The organism is Candidatus Profftia lariciata (assembly GCF_020541265.1).
GTDB classification, from domain to species: Bacteria; Pseudomonadota; Gammaproteobacteria; order Enterobacterales; family Enterobacteriaceae; genus Profftia; species Profftia lariciata.
Genome location: NZ_CP045925.1, coordinates 465,297 through 485,281, shown reverse-complemented (window position 1 = coordinate 485,281; position 19,985 = coordinate 465,297). Strand labels below are relative to the sequence as shown.

Annotated in this window: 12 protein-coding genes; 6 read left to right on the top strand and 6 right to left on the bottom strand. The window is 26.4% G+C overall.

Annotated features, from left to right (window positions below):
• Positions 1-36 precede the first annotated feature (36 nt).
• The 6 genes from GII40_RS01135 (at position 37) to mnmE (ending at position 5,878) form a co-directional block, all read left to right on the top strand.
• Positions 37-825 carry a YchF/TatD family DNA exonuclease gene (locus tag GII40_RS01135; RefSeq protein ID WP_226813562.1) on the top strand — a complete coding sequence of 263 codons (789 nt, stop codon included), beginning with the start codon at positions 37-39 and terminating at the stop codon, positions 823-825.
• A 1,240-nt stretch (positions 826-2,065) separates the two neighbouring features.
• Positions 2,066-2,206 carry a 50S ribosomal protein L34 gene (gene rpmH, locus GII40_RS01130; RefSeq protein ID WP_226813561.1) on the top strand — a complete coding sequence of 47 codons (141 nt, stop codon included), beginning with the start codon at positions 2,066-2,068 and terminating at the stop codon, positions 2,204-2,206.
• A 15-nt stretch (positions 2,207-2,221) separates the two neighbouring features.
• Entirely contained in the window at positions 2,222-2,563 is a 342-nt protein-coding gene (gene rnpA, locus GII40_RS01125; RefSeq protein WP_226813560.1) for a ribonuclease P protein component, read from the top strand.
• A complete protein-coding gene (gene yidD / locus GII40_RS01120; RefSeq protein ID WP_226813559.1) occupies positions 2,545-2,802 on the top strand; it encodes a membrane protein insertion efficiency factor YidD in 258 nt (85 codons plus the stop codon). The genes rnpA and yidD overlap by 19 nt, the downstream gene beginning before the upstream one ends.
• A gap of 2 nt (positions 2,803-2,804) precedes the next feature.
• The gene (gene yidC, locus GII40_RS01115) at positions 2,805-4,418 is read left to right on the top strand and encodes a membrane protein insertase YidC (protein ID WP_226813558.1); all 1,614 of its coding nucleotides are present in this window, start codon (positions 2,805-2,807) and stop codon (positions 4,416-4,418) included.
• Between the two features lie 92 nt (positions 4,419-4,510).
• Positions 4,511-5,878: a tRNA uridine-5-carboxymethylaminomethyl(34) synthesis GTPase MnmE gene (gene mnmE, locus GII40_RS01110; protein ID WP_226813557.1), complete on the top strand. Its 1,368-nt coding sequence runs from the start codon at positions 4,511-4,513 to the stop codon at positions 5,876-5,878.
• A gap of 1,243 nt (positions 5,879-7,121) precedes the next feature.
• Here mnmE and GII40_RS01105 read toward each other — a convergent pair.
• The 6 genes from GII40_RS01105 to ptrA all read right to left on the bottom strand — a co-directional run bounded on the left by GII40_RS01105 (position 7,122) and on the right by ptrA (position 19,910).
• On the bottom strand, positions 7,122-7,865 hold the full coding sequence (locus tag GII40_RS01105; RefSeq protein ID WP_226813556.1) for a YciC family protein: 744 nt from the start codon (positions 7,863-7,865) through the stop codon (positions 7,122-7,124).
• A 913-nt stretch (positions 7,866-8,778) separates the two neighbouring features.
• Positions 8,779-9,750, bottom strand: a complete 972-nt coding sequence (gene cmoB, locus GII40_RS01100) for a tRNA 5-methoxyuridine(34)/uridine 5-oxyacetic acid(34) synthase CmoB (protein WP_226813555.1) — start codon at positions 9,748-9,750, stop codon at positions 8,779-8,781.
• Between the two features lie 11 nt (positions 9,751-9,761).
• A complete protein-coding gene (gene cmoA, locus GII40_RS01095) occupies positions 9,762-10,538 on the bottom strand; it encodes a carboxy-S-adenosyl-L-methionine synthase CmoA (protein WP_226813554.1) in 777 nt (258 codons plus the stop codon).
• A gap of 1,051 nt (positions 10,539-11,589) precedes the next feature.
• Positions 11,590-13,449, bottom strand: coding sequence for an exodeoxyribonuclease V subunit alpha (gene recD / locus GII40_RS01090; RefSeq protein WP_226813553.1), 1,860 nt, complete (start codon positions 13,447-13,449; stop codon positions 11,590-11,592).
• A 4-nt stretch (positions 13,450-13,453) separates the two neighbouring features.
• Positions 13,454-17,005: an exodeoxyribonuclease V subunit beta gene (gene recB, locus GII40_RS01085; RefSeq protein WP_226813552.1), complete on the bottom strand. Its 3,552-nt coding sequence runs from the start codon at positions 17,003-17,005 to the stop codon at positions 13,454-13,456.
• 13 nt (positions 17,006-17,018) lie between these two features.
• Entirely contained in the window at positions 17,019-19,910 is a 2,892-nt protein-coding gene (ptrA, locus tag GII40_RS01080; protein ID WP_420885599.1) for a pitrilysin, read from the bottom strand.
• Between the last annotated feature and the right edge of the window lie 75 nt (positions 19,911-19,985).

Genomic DNA, 19,985 nt, shown 5'->3' with positions numbered 1-19,985 from the left:
CATACTATAATGAAATTGTTTAATAGGTTATATATTATGTATTTAGTAGATTCACATTGTCATTTAGATAAATTAGATTATATAAAATTACATATGAGTATAGAAAATGTTTTAGAAAATGCTAAATCTCAAAATGTGGGTTTTGTTCTCGCAGTATCAACCACGTTATCTGGATATATAATAATGCGTGAGCAAATTGGACAACGTAATAATGTTGCATTTTCTTGCGGAATTCATCCATTATATTTAACAGACAATTATAATATTAATAAACTATCTGATCTTGCAAAAGATTCAGAAGTAATTGCTATTGGTGAAACTGGATTAGATTATTACTACGATAAAAACAATATTGCTTTACAACAAGAATCTTTTCGTCAACATATCCAGATAGGCCATGATTTAAATAAACCTATTATTATACATATGCGTAATGCTAATAAAGATACGTTAGATATCTTACGTGAAGAACAAATACACAAATGTGGTGGAGTCTTGCATTGTTTTACTGCAGATCGCGATATTGCACGACAATTATTAGATATGAATTGCTATATTTCATTCTCTGGAATTGTAACTTTTGATAATGCTAATGCACTACGTAAAGTAGTAAAATATATACCTAATGATCATATTTTAGTAGAAACTGACTCTCCATATTTATCTCCTGTTCCATATCGAGGTAAACAGAATCAGCCAGCTTATGTTCGAGAAATAGCTTCATATATAGCTATGTTGAAAGATATATCACTAGATGATATAACAAAATACACTACGAATAATTTCAACCGTCTATTTGGTTTAAATTTATCCTGTGATATATAAAACTGAAATTTTTTACAAAAAAATTGAGTGTTATATTAAAAAAATATTTTATGTAAAAATATTTAATAAATATTTTAAATATTTTTTATTAAATGCATTTTGTTAATAAAATACGCATCCATTACAATACAACAGATAATAAGCAATATAGTTTTTCTTATCGCAAGTATAAATTTATATAGCAAAACACTTTAATTATACATTATACTTAATTTAACCACACATTAAATCAAAAAATAAATTGATTATTTTTACTTTATGCAATAATCTTTGTTAAAATCAATTTTTTAAAATAATTATAATAACAATATTCTTAAAATTAGTAATAGATGATATATTGTTAAATATTATGCAAATAATAAGTAACTTAAAATCTATCAGAAGAAAATATTTAATTTTATAATATTAAATATAAATAATTTTTTATAGAAAATATACTTTATTAGTAATGTGACATTATTAATTATATATACTGTATTATTCTGCTAAAGAATATTACTGTATCTTATAATACTATTACTTATTTTTTATGGATATATCATGTTTTTGTATGTTTAATATTAATGTATAATATATTAAAAACTAATTCATTTAATACATGATTAATTTTCTTATGTATCAATATTATAATTATACTATTACTGACTAACTAATTAGTAATTAAGATAATACAATACAACACTGATTAGTGTAATCAGTATAATCTTTTTTATAAAATTTTAGAAAATACACATCCTTATATTATGAATATAATAAATAATAATAACTTATATTAATAATATATATTAAATAATAATCATATTTAGAATATTTTTGCTTTATTGATAATACTTGCTATAGATAAATAGATAATTAAAATATATTCATTAAATAATTAGCATCAGTCATAAAGTAATTATATATTTTTAAATCATAGTTATTCAATAAAAATATTTTTAGATCATCAATATCTTATTGATAATAAGATAATTTTTTATTTTAAAATAATTTAACTAAGACCATACTCTACTAACATGTAAATTAATTTTATTGATTATTTTAACATTAAGAAAGTATTGATAGTTGAGGATCTATATACTAATATTTTTTATTATTAAAATGTTTTTTAAACTATGTTGCCTTATAATAATATCTTGAATACTGTATCTTTATTAGTTTTTCTTAATAAAATATGTTATTAAGAAAATCATTTTTTCACAATAATACTCATTAGTAATTACTGTAAATTAGGTAAATCATTATGAAACGCACGTTCCAGCCATCTATATTAAAGCGTAACCGCTTACATGGTTTTCTTGCTCGCATGTCAACTAAAAATGGTCGTCAGGTGCTTGCTCGCCGCAGGGCTAAAAAACGCGTTCATCTTACTGTTTCTAAATAATGCGGTTAATTTTTTGTGGCTAAATTAACTTTTTCTAAAGAGTATCGTTTACTAACTCCAAAACAATTTAATTTTGTATTCGAAAAACCACAAAGAGCTAGTACTACTTATATTACTATACTTGGACGTATAAATATACTAAGTCACCCTCGACTTGGTCTTATAATTTCTAAAAAATCTATTAGACGTGCACATGAGCGTAATCGGATAAAACGCTTAACTCGTGAATATTTTCGTTTAAATCAATATTTTTTACCTGCCATGGATTTTGTGGTGATTGTTAGAAAGAGAGCACAAGAACTAAATAATCAAAAGCTGACATATATTTTGGAACAGTTATGGCGTCATCATTGTTAATAGTCTCACGTATTTTAATAAATCTGATACGCGGATATCAGATTTTTATTAGTCCTATACTAGGAACACATTGTCGCTTTAAACCGACTTGCTCACAATATGGTATTGAAGCAATTTTTTGGTTTGGAATAATAAAAGGAACGTGGTTGATATTAAAACGCGTATTAAGATGCCACCCTTTTCACATAGGTGGCGATGATCCCGTACCGCCAACACTTAATGATAACAGAGAATATTAAAGATGGATTTGCAACGCAATCTACTCCTCATAGCTATACTGTTTGTATCTTTTATGATCTGGCAAGAATGGCAAACAGACAATAATAATCAATCCACAGAACAAAAAATTAATTTTATAAAAACAGATGAAGTAAATAATAATATATTAAAAAGTAATAAAGGTAAGATAATTACAGTTAATACTGATGTCTTATCTCTTTCTATTAATACTCTTGGTGGTGATATAGAAGAAGCTAACTTATTAGCCTATCCAGTAACTTTAAGTGCTAAGACACCATTTAAATTATTAGAAACTACTCCAGAATTTATTTATCAAGCTAAAAGTGGACTAATGAATTATAATGATCCAGATCATTTAACTAATTATACTCCTTTATATACTACTGATCATAATATTTTTACATTAACTAAAGATCAGAATAAATTAATTATTCCTTTAAATTATCAATCTCAAAATGGAGTCTTATACACTAAGACATTTGTTCTAAAACGTGGTGAATATGCTATAGGAGTATACCATACTATTCACAATACCAGCAAAAAATCTCTATATCTAAGTATGTTTGGTCAGTTACAACAGTCTATTAATTTACCAAGATACCGTAAAAATAGTAGCGGTAATTTTACGTTGCATACTTTTCGTGGCTCTGTATATTCTTCAAGTAATAATAAATATCAAAAGTATGCGTTTGATGAGAATCCACTTAACATAACTACTAAAGCTGGATGGATTGCAATGTCACAACAATATTTTACTACTGCATGGATTCCTCACATTCAAGGTATAAATAAGTTTTATACCACAAATAAAAATAATGAATTATCAATAATTGGTTTTAATTCTGCACCTGTTATCATTGCTCCTGGAATTAAAAAAATATTATATGCAACTTTATGGGTTGGACCTGAAATACAAAGTAATATGGCTGCTGTAGCACCATATTTAGATTTAACTGTAGACTACGGATGGTTATGGTTTATTTCTCAACCTTTATTTAAATTGTTACAATTTATTCATAGCTTTATTAATAATTGGGGATGCTCTATTATTTTAATTACTTTTATTGTACGTGGTATAATGTATCCATTAACTAAAGCACAGTATACTTCTATAGCCAAGATGCGTATTTTACAACCCAAGCTTTCAGCTATGAGAGAACGTATTGGAAATGATAAACACCGTATGAGCGAAGAAATGCTAGCATTATATAAGTCAGAAAAAGTTAATCCATTAGGTGGGTGTTTACCACTAATTATACAAATGCCAATTTTTTTAGCTTTATATTATATGTTAATTAGTTCGGTAGAATTACGTCAAGCATCATTCGGGTTATGGATTCATGATCTATCTGCACAAGATCCATACTATATTTTACCCATTATTATGGGTATTACCATGTTCTTAATTCAAAAAATATCACCAACTACAGTAACTGATCCTATACAACAAAAAATTATGATGTTAATGCCTGTTATATTTACGGTATTTTTTTTATGGTTTCCATCAGGTCTTGTATTATACTATATTGTTAGTAATTTAGTAACTATTTTGCAGCAACAACTTATATATCGTAATTTTAATAAAAATGGTTTAAAGAATTATGACAAACAATAATTATAATGTGTTATAATTTAATATATATCACTAATAATTACATCACTTAATATTTATAATATATTTACATATATTTGATAATAGAGTATAAAATGATTCACTTAGATACCATAGTAGCTCAGGCAACTCCTCCAGGACAAGGCGGTATAGGAATTATAAGAATATCAGGCTGTCAGGTTACACAAGTAGCCATTGCATTATTAGGCAAAATACCTAAGCCACGCTATGCAGAATATTTACCTTTTAAAGATACCAAAGGTAACTTATTAGATAAAGGAATTGCTTTATATTTTCCGGGACCAAAATCGTTTACTGGTGAAGATGTACTAGAATTACAAGGACATGGTGGACCAGTAATGTTAGATATGCTATTAAAACATAGTCTAGAGATTCAAGATGTACGTATGGCTAATCCTGGTGAATTCTTAAAACGTGCATTCCTTAATAATAAAATAGATTTAGCACAAGCTGAAGCTATTGCCGATTTAATAGATGCAAGCTCAGAACAAGCAGCTCGCTCAGCAGTAAATTCTTTGCAAGGAGTTTTTTCGCAACGTATTCATAGATTAATTCAATTACTTACAAATATGCGTATTTTTATTGAAGCAGCAATTGATTTTCCTGATGAAGATATTAATCATATTTCTTATAAAGACATAAAAGAACAGTTGTATGCAGTGATAGAAGAATTACAATTAGTTTTTACTGCAGCACGACAAGGATATGTATTACGTGAAGGAATGAAAGTAGTAATTGCTGGACGACCTAATGCAGGAAAATCTAGTTTATTAAACGCATTATCTGGTCGAAATATTGCTATTGTTACACAAATAGCTGGAACTACACGTGATGTTTTGCACGAACATATACATATTGATAATATGCCGCTACATATTATTGATACTGCTGGATTATGTATAGCAAATAACGAAGTAGAAAATATCGGCATAGAACGAGCTTGGAATGAAATTAATCAAGCTGATCATATACTTTTAATCGTTGATGGTACTACTACCAATGCTATTGAACCTACAAATATTTTACCAGATTTTATTACTTACTTACCAAAAAAAATACCAATTACGGTTATACGTAATAAAATAGATATAACAGGCGAGACCTTGGGTCATATGATTACTATGAATGGTTACTCATTGATAAAATTGTCTGCTCTAACAGGTGAAGGTATTGATATACTACGAAATTATCTTAAAAAGAGTATGGGTTTTACTAATAATATAGAAGGTCAATTTTTAGCTCGTAGACGTCATTTACAGGCATTAAAAACAGCAAAACAACATTTGATATATAGTAAACAATATTTATTAAATACTTATAAATTTGAATTGTTGGCTGAAGAATTACATTTAGCTCAAAATTCTTTAAATGAGATTGTTGGTAAATATACGTCTGATGATTTACTAGGACATATTTTTTCTAGTTTCTGTCTTGGTAAATAATATATCAATCACTTTATTGAAAGTTATTGATATATTATTTACCAAGACAGAAAACAAAATGACATAAAATTTAACCATCTAATGTTATTATTAATATAATATTCATTATATAACTTTCTCGAAAAAATAATTAGTGAAAATTTATATATAAAAATTTTTATAATACTAGGTATAGCAAATATATATATTATTTATAGATAATATATATTATTTAAATAAAAATAAATATTAGAACTATTTAAATATATAAAAATAAAATTTTTGCAAATAAAATTAGATAATTATATCTATACTAAAGTAATTATATTATGCATCTATAATTAAATATTATTCTAATAATTATTATGTATCGTTATGTATGAATAATAAAACATACAATGTTAATACCTATTTATAAAATAAATATATCAATTATTTTGTGATATTTTAAGCATAAGATAAATGTTATTGATTACAAAAAAATATCTTTATATTATTATAGTATTACAAATTTATTAATTTTCAATATAAATAACTATATAATTATATATATCAATATATATTACTTAGGCACAGTTATGTATTATACTTATTTAATAAAAACATAAAAAATACTATTTTATCTATTTATCACCACTAATAATATAAATAGATTGTATTTTATCTATAAAAATAGATGCAAGAGAAATAGTATTAAAAATATACATAAATGTAATAAACTTACAAAGTAATATATGAAGTTATGGTTAATAAATATTACATATATAATATTTATTACAATAAATATAAAAAATAATAAAAATCTTAATACATTACGACATATATACTTAATATCTTTATTCAAGAAAAGTATTACATTATAATTAATATTATTGTAACATAATAAATAACTAAATTATAGTATTTTGTATTTATTTTTAAAACTTTTATTAAAGTAATAATGTTATTAATAAAGTATAAATTAATATAATATTTCAGAAATACTATATAAATTTAAGAAAATTAAGTTTTTAATGATTTTTATTAAAAATAAAATTATTAAACACTTAATTTTAACATTATAAGTAATATAATAATTAATTTTATGTATAAATTACTATATAAATTTATTGATAAAATTATTACTTCTTTACATAAATCATTTTATTATAGATTAGATAATAAATTATTTATAAACACTAAATATATAATTATCAGCAACATTATTTTTCAAAGATAATGTATCTTTATAAAGATAGTTATTATAATATAATTTATATTTTTGCTATTTTTTAAGCATATAAAGACGTGATAAATATATAATTAATAATACAGATACTAAATTACTTAATACTGCTATTATTAGCATAGCAATAATTGGATGTAAAGTAAATAGTAATTTTAATGACATCAGAAGAGATAATTTTGTAACTAACCAAAAAATAATTGCTGGAATAATTAAGCGTATATTAGCAAATGCTAAACGAAAACTAATATGTATAGATTGAACAACACCTGTTCCTTCTTTAGACATAATTATTGGTGCTAAAGAAAGGCCTATTGCAAAAACAATACCAGGTATAATAAATGCAGTCATTCCTAATTGTACTATTACAGTACATACAAACATAAGTAATATTAGATATGGTAAAGTTGGAATAGCAATACAAATAGCACGTAATGGGCTAAGATGCTGACCTTTAGAAGCATATGGTATAAGTACTAGCATACTTCCTAACAAAATAACATTACTTATTAAGGCAGCAAAACTAGCTGCAAGAGAAATTTTTAAAAGACTTTTTTGTTGTGCAGAAGTCATTTGTTGAATGATCTCTTGCAATCCCATGCCTGTATTATACGAGATATCAGTGTGACTTAGAATACTATAATCATCTCCATTTATCATAAATAAATGATTTAAAATTATTGATATTAATGCAGTTAATAATACTAGAAGGCATATTGTATTTAATTGATGACGAAAAAAATTCAAAGTGTCACGGTACAACTTTCGAGCCGTGATTGGCATTAAGGATCTCCTTAGTAAGTGTCATTATTACCATTATAATAATATTATACTTCACTTGTATATATATTGTATTATTACTATTGTTTAACATTATAATTATAAAAAGTTTAATTAACTTATATTTTTTATAATTTCATTTATTTTTATTATATAATTAAAAAATATTATTAATATTTATTATGCTTATTATATATTTTGGATGAATTTGTTATACTTTACTAATATTATATAATCATATGATAATATATTTTAATGATTATAATTCTATTACATATAATCTTATTGTATATTTACTGTATAAATAAAGTATGTATAAAATAATTTTTATACTTTTAAAGTATTATTTGTAATAAAAATATTAATATATATAAATATATTACCTATATTATACACATCATTATAATAAAGATACTATAATTGTTAATTTAATTTTATATAATTAAAGTAATATCTATATTACATATTTTAATATTAATATTATTTTAATTGTAGTAAATTCTGCAGATTAAATAAATTAATTATAATCAATAATTATTTTATTTAATCATTGTATTACAAATATAATATCATTATATTAAATAATATTTAAAAAATTAAATTTTTGTCAATAGTGATAATAAATTGATTATTATTTATTAATTATTACTAATAAAAGCATTCTATGTTTTATAATTATTACTTTTTAGTAAAAAAGAAAAATATACTAATAATAATCAATATGTTATATATTATATAAAATAAATATTTAAGCAACTAGTTACACGGTATGCTACTGTTAGTATTAAATATCTTATAATAACATTTATATAGATAATAAATGATTGAAAATTTTACTATATTTTATGTAATATGAATGTATATCTTTTAAATTAACGAGGATAAAAGATTTAATCTATATTATTAATAATGTTAATTATGGTTTACGAGCAATTATTATAGAACGAATAGGTGCTGGATGACCTTCAATAGTTTTTTTATGGTTATTAGGATCAAGAAAGTTAACTAAAGAATTTTTTGTCATCCAATTAGTACATCGCTGTTCATAAGGTGTAGTTCGGCAAGTATGAACAGCGCGTACATCAATAAAACCACATGCTGTAAGCCATTTTATTAGTAATTGAATTGAAGGAATACAATATACATTACGCATTTGAGCATAACGTTCATACGGAACTAGTATTTGATTGTCATCACCCTCTATTATAATCGTTTCAATAACTAGCTCACCATATTGTACTAATTGATCTTTTAATTGATTAATATGATCTAATGGAGAGCGACGATGATATAAAACTCCCATGGAAAATACAGTATCAAATGCAGCAAGTTTTGGTAATTGCTCGATACCTAACGGTAACATATGTACACGTTGATCTTGACCTAATAATTTACGTATTGCTTCAAATTGACACAGAAATAATGCCATTGGATCAATACCAATAGCTAATTTTGCACCAGCACCAATCATTCTCCATAAATGATATCCATTACCGCAACCAACGTCAAGAACAGTACGACCTTTTAGTAGAGAAAGGTGCGGTAATACGCGATTCCATTTGAAATCAGACCGCCATTCAGTATCAATATAAATACCATAACAATTAAAAGGTCCTTTGCGCCATGGCATTAAGGCACGTAACATTATCTTAATATCTTTTTTAATACTCGAACATAGCTCAGTTTTGCCTTGAGCACTAACACTATTCAATAAGTTTAAGTAATATGGTGTTATTTTTGGAAGATTCTTAACAATATTGCGCCAATATATAAATTTACTATGCAAAGAAGAACGTTGCCAAATAGTTAACTGTGTTGGTAAAATCTCAAGCCAATTACTTAATTTACTATTTGCAATAATTTTATAAAATTTATCAAATTTAATCACTTTATTATGCCTTATTTAAAAGCTAACAAAGATCCAAAATTCAAGCACTGGAACCAAATTTCTGTATGTTTAAAACCGGCTTGATTGAGACGATGTTTATGGGTTTTAAGTGAATCAGTAAACATTACATTTTTTAACATACTATATTTTTGACTAATTTCTAATTCACTATAACCATTATTTCTTTTAAAAAAATAATGCATATCAAATAATGTTTTATTTAATGCTTTGTCTTCAAAATTTAATTTTTCAGACAAAACTAATATACCATTAGGTAGCAAGCCTTGATATATTTTATTTAGCACATACTGTTTTTCTAATGGTGCTAAAAATTGTAGTGTAAAATTCAGCACTACCATAGAGGCGTTATTAATATCAATATCTTGAATACATGCTTCTATAATTTTTATAGACGTTTGATCACAAAGATTATTAACATTACTATGACAATGCTTAATCATAGCTGGAGAATCATCAACAGCTATGATTTGACATCCTTGAATATGGATATTTTGATATATAGAAATAGTTGCTGTACCCAATGAACAACCTAAGTCATATACTTTTGTGTTTGGCTGAACGAAACGTTCGGCTAAATTTCCAATCATAGCAATAATATTAGAATACCCAGGTATTGAACGTTGTAACATATCAGTAAAGACTTCAGCTATATGCTCATTAAAAGTCCAATCTTCTAATTTTAGAATAGGCATTGAGAAAAGATTATCATGTGTATTTTTTTTATTAATATTAAAAATATTTTTAAGAAAATTATTTTGATTTGACATATGTAAAATATTTTATGAGTTAAACAATTATAATAAATCTGTTATTAAACGTTTAGTGTAGTGATTATAATAATTAGTCATAATACTTATATTAAAAAATTATTACATATAATATCAATTTAAATAATTATATAAAAATTTTTTATAAATTATATATACTATGTATCTAAATGATAGTCGTTAAATAAAGTATTTAGTGAATATATGAAAAATAATACAATATACAAGATAATATTAATAACTATTTATCTTGCTCATAATACTAAATATTCATTTAGTAGTAAGATGTTGCTTATTATAGAATAATTATTAAAGTCTATTATTATTTTAATATATACTTTGTTAAGTATGTTGCTAAGTTATCTTTATTATTAAAAATATATTAATATATATTGGATATTTTATTATTTCTTAAATAAAGACAATTGATTTTTAAATATTTTTTGATATTAGTCATGGTGATAGACAATGTTAATAAAATCTTGATAAGATCAAATCCTTTTTAAAAAATTTACTTGATAATAATTATCACTAATAAAAAAATATTTTTTTAAAATACTTAAGTTATTTCAATATAATAACAGTATAATTTATATTATATATGTATTGTATGCTATTTATAGAATATTCAATTTTTTTCAAAAATATTTACCTAATATTTTACTATTACATATATAATTTTAAAAAATTATTAAATCTTTTTAAAAAAGATATAATATTTTTCTTAAAAATATTAAGAAACTATATTTCTTAAAATTTTTATATAAAATTAAATTTTTATTATTATATATATCATATAACATATATTTTATATTGTACTTGATTATAAGATTATAACTATTTATATAGTATATTGATCAAACATTGTATAACTTAGTTATTTTTTTAATTTAATGATTATTTGTACTACCTATAATTTATTACTAAATTATTAGATGATTTATCTTTACAAAGATGCTTAACACATATATTTAATACATAACTATGTATAATAAAATCATTACAATTGTTTCTTTAATAAAAAATTTATTTTTTATAGTTATCTTAATATTTAAGAGGAAAGATACATTCTCTTTATCAAACCACTACTACGTAATTGAGAACTACAAATTGCTGCTGTAAGAATTTTATCCTGACCAAAAAGTGTAAACTGAGTTTTAGCTCTGGTTATTGCCGTATACAATAATTCACGAGTTACTAGAGGTGACAAATAATTGGGTAATACTAATAATGTATGTTCAAATTCAGAACCCTGCGATTTATGTACGGTCATTGCATAAGCTGTTTCTACTTTTGATAACCGACCAGGATGAACATATTTTATTGAATCATCAGCTAATTGAAAATATACACGCATATTATCTATCGTATTGTAAAAGGTAATACCAATATCACCGTTAAATAATCCTAGTGAACTATCATTACGCGTTATCATAACCGGTCTTCCATTATACCAATTTTGATAATTTTTTGCATGTTTATTAATATTAATTAATTTTTCTTTAATTAATGCAATTTCGATACTTTCATTCAATCCAAATTGACCAAAAGGACCTTCACGTAACGCACACAACAAACGAAAACGCATAAAATATGCTAGCACTGTTTTTACATCAGCTTTATTATGAACTAATTGCAACATTGAACTATAACCTTGAACACAAGTCTTAATAAGACTAGTATAATCATTATTACAAGTCATCGTCATCCAAGATAAATCAATAAACTGCCCATTTAAACAATTCTTAGTACGTACAATATCACCCGCATTAACGGCCATTGCCAATTGATGAATACCAGAGTTAACATTAAAACGATAATTTTTTTTTAATGAACAAATACTATCACGTACTGCAATATTTGGATTGATCTTACCTGCAGGTACTATATTAGTACATAACATAGATAATTCTTTAGCACGCTCTGGGCGAAAACCAAATTTAGCAAAGCTAGATATGTTGCCTAAAATTGCTCCTGCTTCAACCGAAGATAGTTGATCTTGATCACCTAACAAAATTAAACGTGCTTCTTGTGGAAGAGCTGCAATAATTTTAGACATCATTGATAAATCAATCATTGAAGCTTCATCTATTATGAGTACATCTATAGGCAAATGATTATTACAATTATACTTCATATTATTACTATTATACTGAACGCCTAGTAAACGATGCAACGTATAAGCTTCTTTTGGAATAGATTCATATGTTTTAGTATTATTAATACTTTTAATGATTGCTTGTAATGTTGATATTAAACGAGCAGCAGCTTTGCCCGTAGGAGCAGCTAATTGAATACGTAATTTTTTTTGTGGATATAAAAGAACTAATGCTGTAAGCAATTTTGCTACTGTTGTAGTTTTACCTGTGCCAGGACCACCTGTAATGACTGATACTTTACGTGTTAATGCAACACTAGTAGCAACTTTTTGCCAATTAAGATCATTAGATAAAGTTGTAAAAGGGAAAATATAAGATAAAATATTTTTAAGTAATAATGTATTATCATGTAATGATACATGAAAATCAGTAAAAAAACGTGCTACCAGTACTTCTTCTCTCCATAAACGATGTAAGTATAAACGTTTATACTGTAAAATAAGAGGAGCCACATAACTACCATCACTTACTGTTTCTTCTTTAATTAATAATATATGCCATTGTTTTTGAGTTAACTTTCCAAAAAAATATGTTATGTCAGAAGAAACATCTGGAAAATGTATTATTAATACTTCTATGCATAAGTTTTTTATAGGTAAACAAACATGCCCATAGTAACTATAATTACTAACTAGAGCAGCGGCTAAGGCTAAATGAGGTTGCTTAGGAGAAGCTATTAAACGAGCAAAATGTATATCAATAGAACGAAGATATTTTTTTTTCTCCATACGTAAAAGAAGGTCAAAAATCATTTTTCTACAACTTTTTTTTATAACCAAATAATTTATCTATACTTTCTATAAGAATAGCAGCTGGACGACAATAAAAAATACCATTTAATGGTTGTTCTCGAGTTATGCCACGCAAGAAACAATAAAATACTCCACCAAAATGCTGATCGTATTGATAATTATATAAACGTTGACGTAAATAACGATGAAGAGCTAACGAATATAATTGGTACTGAAAATCATAACGATGTTCTATCATAGTTGACCTTATTATTTTTTGTGTATAAAAAGTGTAATCCTTACCTAACCAATTAGATTTATAATCTAGTATATAATAACGTTGTTGCCAATAAAATACTACATCAATAAAACCTTTTAACATACCACGAACTTGTTTAAAGTTTAAAGATAGACACTCAGATGAAAGTGGATCATAATATTTAATAAGAGCATCTAATGCAGTACTACTAATTAGTTCATCAATAGATAAATAAAATTGTAATTCAGAGAGCATATGATTTGGAGGTATATTGGCTAAACAAGGACCTTGCTCTGCTAAAGGAGCATGTATAATAGACTCTAACCAATACTTTAATACTGATACCCAATTAATATTCAACCCTGCTTGGATTACTTGTTCAGTTAACCATGTAATATTTATTGCACGTGTAAAATCTAATAGCTCGAGTAATCTATGCAAAAATATTCCTGATTTAATACCTGTAGGAAAAGTATGCGACGTAAAATCAGTCAAACTGAATTCTTCTAAATTCCTATAAAAATTTTTATCTACCTTTGGTGATAAATATACTGGTTGAACACTACTTTGATGTTGTAATCCAGAATAACTAGTGATACGCCAATCATCTTGTATATTGCGAGTGCATGTTTTATTTTTCAAATTTTTTTTATCTTGTATTGGTGGCACCCAAGGAGAACGATATTGATCGTAAATATTTATTATTTTAATATTTTTATCTTCTAAAAGCTTTAGACATTTTAACAACATGACTGAATCACCTGCTTTGCCTTGTTGTACAAGATAACCAATAGCACACAAATGCATATCTGTATTACCTTGTTTTTTTCTATTACCAACAAACAAAGGAGCAAGACCAATACTACAGTGATATATTGATCTTGTAAGAGCTACATAAAGTAAACGAATATCTTCAGCAAGGCGTTCTTCTTCAGCTAATTGTACTACGTCATGAGTATTATTTAAATTAATAATTATATTGAAATTATTACGATCATGATATAATATATTTTTTTGTACACGATAACTACCAATAAAAGGTAAGCAAACAATAGGAAATTCTAATCCTTTTGATTTATGAATTGTCATAATTTTAACTAAAGAATTATCATTTTCTAAGCGTAATTGTTCGTTATCTGAGTGAATATCAAGATTATCTATTTTTTTAGCTAACCAATGTAACAATGCTTCTGCACTATGTACAGTAAAAGATGCTTCTTGTAATAATTCACCAATATGTAATACATTTGTTAAACAACGCTCTCCTGATTGACTAGCTAACAAATTTTCTGTTATTTTTCTGTGTGCCATAATTTTATGCAGCATTGGTAATATACCATAAGTAATCCATTGCTGACGATACATAGTAAATTCAGTAATTAACTTGCCCCATTGATTTTCATCATAATTAAGATCATGAATCTGTTGTGCATTGCATCCAAATAATCTTGTTGCCAATGCACTACGTAATAAATGTGCTTCTTGTGGCGATAATATTGCTTGTAATAATAAAAATAAATCATTTGCTTCTGAAGTTTGAAAAATACTATCATGATTAGATAGATAAACTGATGGGATTGCAAGTTCTTTTAAAGCATTATGCATTAATGTTGCTTCAACATTAGTACGAACTAAAATAGTAATATCTGAAGCCTCAACAACTTTTGTGATATTATTGCCGTGTAGATCTTTTTTTTTAGTATAAAGTAATGCTGTGCCTTTCTGACCAGCAGTTAACCAATCACGAATTTGTATTGCACATTTAGTTGCTAAAGATTGTCTATATTCTATACCGCTAAAACCTTTACCTGGTTTTAACCATATATGTATTGCTTCTTGAATATTTCCTTCTATTTTAAAACATAATTTTTGATTATCTTTAATAGAAATAACGGGTATAAAGGGAATATCAATAAAAATAAATGGATTTTTAATTGTTGAAAAAATCTTATTTACTGCAGCAACTATACCAGGTGATGAACGCCAATTAATATCCAAAGTATAATAACATTTCATTTTATTACGCACATGCATATAAGTAAAAACATCAGCTCCACGAAAAGAATAAATAGCTTGTTTTGGATCACCAATTAAAAATAAAGCACCTTTTGATGACTGACTATAAATTTTCTGCAAAATATTATATTGCTGACGATCTGTATCTTGAAATTCATCAATCATAGCAACAGGATAAAGACGATAAATTGCCTTACATAAAATATGATTATTAGGCTGATGTAAAGCCTCATATAGGTATTGAGGAAGATCATTGAATCCTATTTGTCCATTATATTTTTTTTCTTTTTGAATATTAGCTCGCACTGCTTTTAATGCTTGAGATAAAAATAAATTACGTAAAGATAAAGGTTCTATAAATAACTGCTCAATCGCAGTAAATAATTTATTGTATGGAGCTAGTTTATTTTTTGTATTTTTTATTAAAGTATTTTGTTTAAATCTTTTAATCTCTTTAGGTAGTTGATAATTATGTGTTTTTGTGGTAACCCAATTATTAATACTGATTAACCATTTAGATATAGAATGACTATTATATATACGAGGATCCACACCGGAATCCATAATTAGGCATTTAATATTTCCCATTACTTCACGCCAAAGAGACTTTACAGTATCAATACGTTTAATATTTTCCTGATGTTTTTGTTCTAGCGTTGTATTATCAAAGTTCAGCTGGTATATTTCTGGTAATACACCATGTAAATAGGGCTGTAAATCTATTAATAATTGATTAGGTTCATGCCACTCTTGCCTGATTATCGCAGCTATATTAAGAGGTAATGAATAGCAACATCGTCTCCAAAAATCAGCACATGCTTGTCGATACAGAGGTAATTCATTTTGTACGAAAATTTGATGAAATAAAACACCGGATTCGAGAACATTATAACTGAGCATACGTTGACAAAAACTATGAATGGTATAAATGGCTGCCTGATCTATTTGACGCTCAGCAGTTAATAACTTATTTATAGCATCATTTTTATTATGAATTAATTGCAATAATTCAGACAATAAAGCATTATTGCTCTTACCATGTATACATGCTATGCATAAAGCATGTATATTACTACGAATGCGCGTACGTAATTCTTCAGCAGCTAGATTAGTAAAGGTTACTACTAAAATTTTTTCCACAGATAAAGGAGGACGGTATATTTTTGTATTATTAATACCCAATAATAAACGCAAATAAAGTGCTACTATAGTAAATGTTTTACCTGTGCCAGCAGATGCTTCAATCAAGCACTCTCCTATAAGAGGTAATGTTAAAGCATTTAATTTTTGTATATTAATCATGATGAAGAGATCTTTATAGCCAATTTTTTTGTAATTCTACAGTACTAGCATATGTTATCCAATGTTTTGGTGTAGCATAGTATCCCCGAGCATGTTTACCTAGTACTTGTGATAATAATGCTACCCCTTGATATTCCATCACTGCTCGATGGTAAAATCTTATGATATCTTGACTTGTAAGTTTAGCAATATATTTCATTAGATTCTCCCTAGAATTAAATTCAAAGTTACCATGATTAAAATCATTAAATAAGCGTGCAGATTCTTCATTAAGAGTTTGTGGATGCCGATGCAACTGACTTAATAATGAAAACTTATACTGATTGAAATCTTTTTCTTTTAATATCTTTAAGCGCTTATCAACTTTATTATAAAATTCTAAATAACGATTATATAAATATTCTGGAGACTCATGATTACTTTGCAATAAAAAGCCAATACCCCATCTATTACCGATGCATAATGGGTAAGAAAAGATTGCGTATCCTAGTTGTTCTTTGGTACGCAATTGATCATAGAACCACGGCTGTATAATCTGACTTAATAAATTACTATGTGCCATTCCCTGAAACTCGTCATATTCTAGTGGAATATAACCCGCAAAAAGAGCTGAATCAGTACTACTACCTTTAATCTGCAGATTAGCTAATTGTTTATGTTTAAGTACTATATTTTGACTATGCCACCACATTCTTCCATTACATTTAAGATAAGCACGGATATCTTGTGCTATGACTTTTACTTGCATAAGGTTAATATTACCAACTACTAACATTTCTGGAGTAGACTCTTTAATTAACAAATTATGATAATTTTTAATATCATTAAGTGTGATTTTGTATAGCAATAAATATTGCTTACTATGTTGTACACAAGGAATCATCGATAGCTCTTGAATAGGTTGCATAGCCTGTTCAAACGCTTTATTTTGTCTAGCAGCATCTAATTGATTGCGATACCATGACTTTGCTTGTTCTAGCTGTTCCTTTGTAATATTAAAATCATTATAGCGTTTTATGAACATCATAAATAGCTGTGGCAAATACTGCGTAAATCCACTAGTTTTTATAATTAAACCATCTTTATAACTTGTTGCAAATTCAATACCACCAATTGATGCTTGATACACTAATTGATTAAGTGTTATACTAGCAATATAGTCCATCAAAGAGAACATTACATGCTCTTTTATACTTTTATATCCTATTTTATTGCGTAGTGATAGAATGATATTTACCTTAGGCTCATTAGCAAAATAATGACTTTGCATATATAGTACACGCAATGTTTTCTCATTTAATACCATTGTTGGTTTTAAGGTTTTTACTAAATGGTTATGCATAAGCGAAAAATCATTTGGTATATAAGGATTTAACTTAGGTAATGATAATATAATATGTTTACTTACATGACTCCAATGGTTAAATTGTTTGCTAGTTATACGTTCTACCTGATAGGGTGCCTCAACAAAATAAGCAATCTTATTATGTGGTTCGTTAGGGCTGATAAACCAAATACGAGCATTTTCAGGTGTCATACTGTGCAAACGTGTAATAATCGCTTTTGGATCATATACATCAGCTATATAAGACGAATCTAAAATATTTTTTAATGGTACACGTAGCATGTTATCTACTAACGATTCTATATAATCCATATCGTGAATAATCGATGGATAGTTAAAATCTACATCAAGAACATGCGCAATTTCATTAAAATAAATTTGCTGTACTCCTCGATCACAAAGTAATTTTAAATAACTATATATGGCACTAATTACACGATCACGCTCAGATAAACCTTGATCAGTCAGTGATACATTAATAAAAAATATTCCACCATTACGATCTACCATAGGATCACATCCTGCAATAATAGACTCTGCTAGTCTATTTTTTTGTAACCAATCAGCTAATGTATTTTGACTACAATTACTAATAAGATAAGCAATATACATATCTGTTTTACTACGAAAAGCAGCGCTATTATTCTTAATACGATACTCTATTCTTAATGTTTTACACGGTTGTGCTGGTAGATAATGAATAATAATTCCTTGTTGTGCAGGAGTAACTACAGGTTCTGTAATAGAAGGTATGCTTGCATTACGATTTGGAATATGACCTAAAGAATTAACAGCGAGTTTAGCAAGTTTATTTAAAGGTTGATTACTGTAAATAACACCTACCATTAAATTAGCCGAATAATAACGATGATAAAATAATAGTCGCTCTTGATTTAAGTTACTATTTGGCTTATCACTTAAAGTATATTTATTACCACCAGAAAAACGTGCACTAGGATGAGCTGGATTTATAGTTTCTGCTGATATCTGAGCCATACGAATAATATCTCGCGAACGATCCATAGTTAACTCTGCATGAATAGCATTACGTTCAAGATCGGAGTAGACTGGATCTAATAAAGGTGCAGCAATAGCGTCAGCTAATCGATCAACAGCTTGCAGTAATCCATCATTTTCTACCTCAAGATAAAATGCTGTTCGATAAGAAGCTGTACTAGCATTATATCTACCACCATGCTTTTTTAGAAATTCAGGAAAGCTATCTGACTGAGGATATTTTTTTGAACCCATTAAAACTAAATGTTCTAGATAATGAGCTAAACCAAGCTGAGAATTCGGATCTTCTAGTGATCCTACTGGCAATGCTAATGCAGCTAAAGATTTAGTTGCATATTTATCAAAAATTAACAGTACCTGCATACCATTATCAAGTTTTATTGCTTTATATAAACGTGAATCATTAACACTTTGATTAATACTTTGAGATAACGGTTTCCATCCATAATGTTGATTGTTATTAAAATTTATCATAGACCAAAAAAATGATGTACTCATGAATAATAATATAATAATTATCCAATATTGTAATTTCTTATGCATTAATATCTTAACCATTATTTACCTCAAAATATAAAATTGTTTTATTGATTAAGCTTCCTAATCACAATATGCATA

Excerpts from the sequence above, each read along its gene's own strand:
- rpmH (WP_226813561.1), top strand. The coding sequence starts at position 2,066 with ATGAAACGCACGTTCCAGCCATCTATATTAAAGCGTAACCGCTTACAT.
- cmoA (WP_226813554.1), bottom strand. The coding sequence starts at position 10,538 with ATGTCAAATCAAAATAATTTTCTTAAAAATATTTTTAATATTAATAAA.
- GII40_RS01105 (WP_226813556.1), bottom strand. The coding sequence starts at position 7,865 with ATGCCAATCACGGCTCGAAAGTTGTACCGTGACACTTTGAATTTTTTT.
- yidD (WP_226813559.1), top strand. The coding sequence starts at position 2,545 with ATGGCGTCATCATTGTTAATAGTCTCACGTATTTTAATAAATCTGATA.
- yidC (WP_226813558.1), top strand. The coding sequence starts at position 2,805 with ATGGATTTGCAACGCAATCTACTCCTCATAGCTATACTGTTTGTATCT.
- recB (WP_226813552.1), bottom strand. The coding sequence starts at position 17,005 with ATGATTAATATACAAAAATTAAATGCTTTAACATTACCTCTTATAGGA.
- ptrA (WP_420885599.1), bottom strand. The coding sequence starts at position 19,910 with ATGCATAAGAAATTACAATATTGGATAATTATTATATTATTATTCATG.
- mnmE (WP_226813557.1), top strand. The coding sequence starts at position 4,511 with ATGATTCACTTAGATACCATAGTAGCTCAGGCAACTCCTCCAGGACAA.
- recD (WP_226813553.1), bottom strand. The coding sequence starts at position 13,449 with ATGATTTTTGACCTTCTTTTACGTATGGAGAAAAAAAAATATCTTCGT.
- GII40_RS01135 (WP_226813562.1), top strand. The coding sequence starts at position 37 with ATGTATTTAGTAGATTCACATTGTCATTTAGATAAATTAGATTATATA.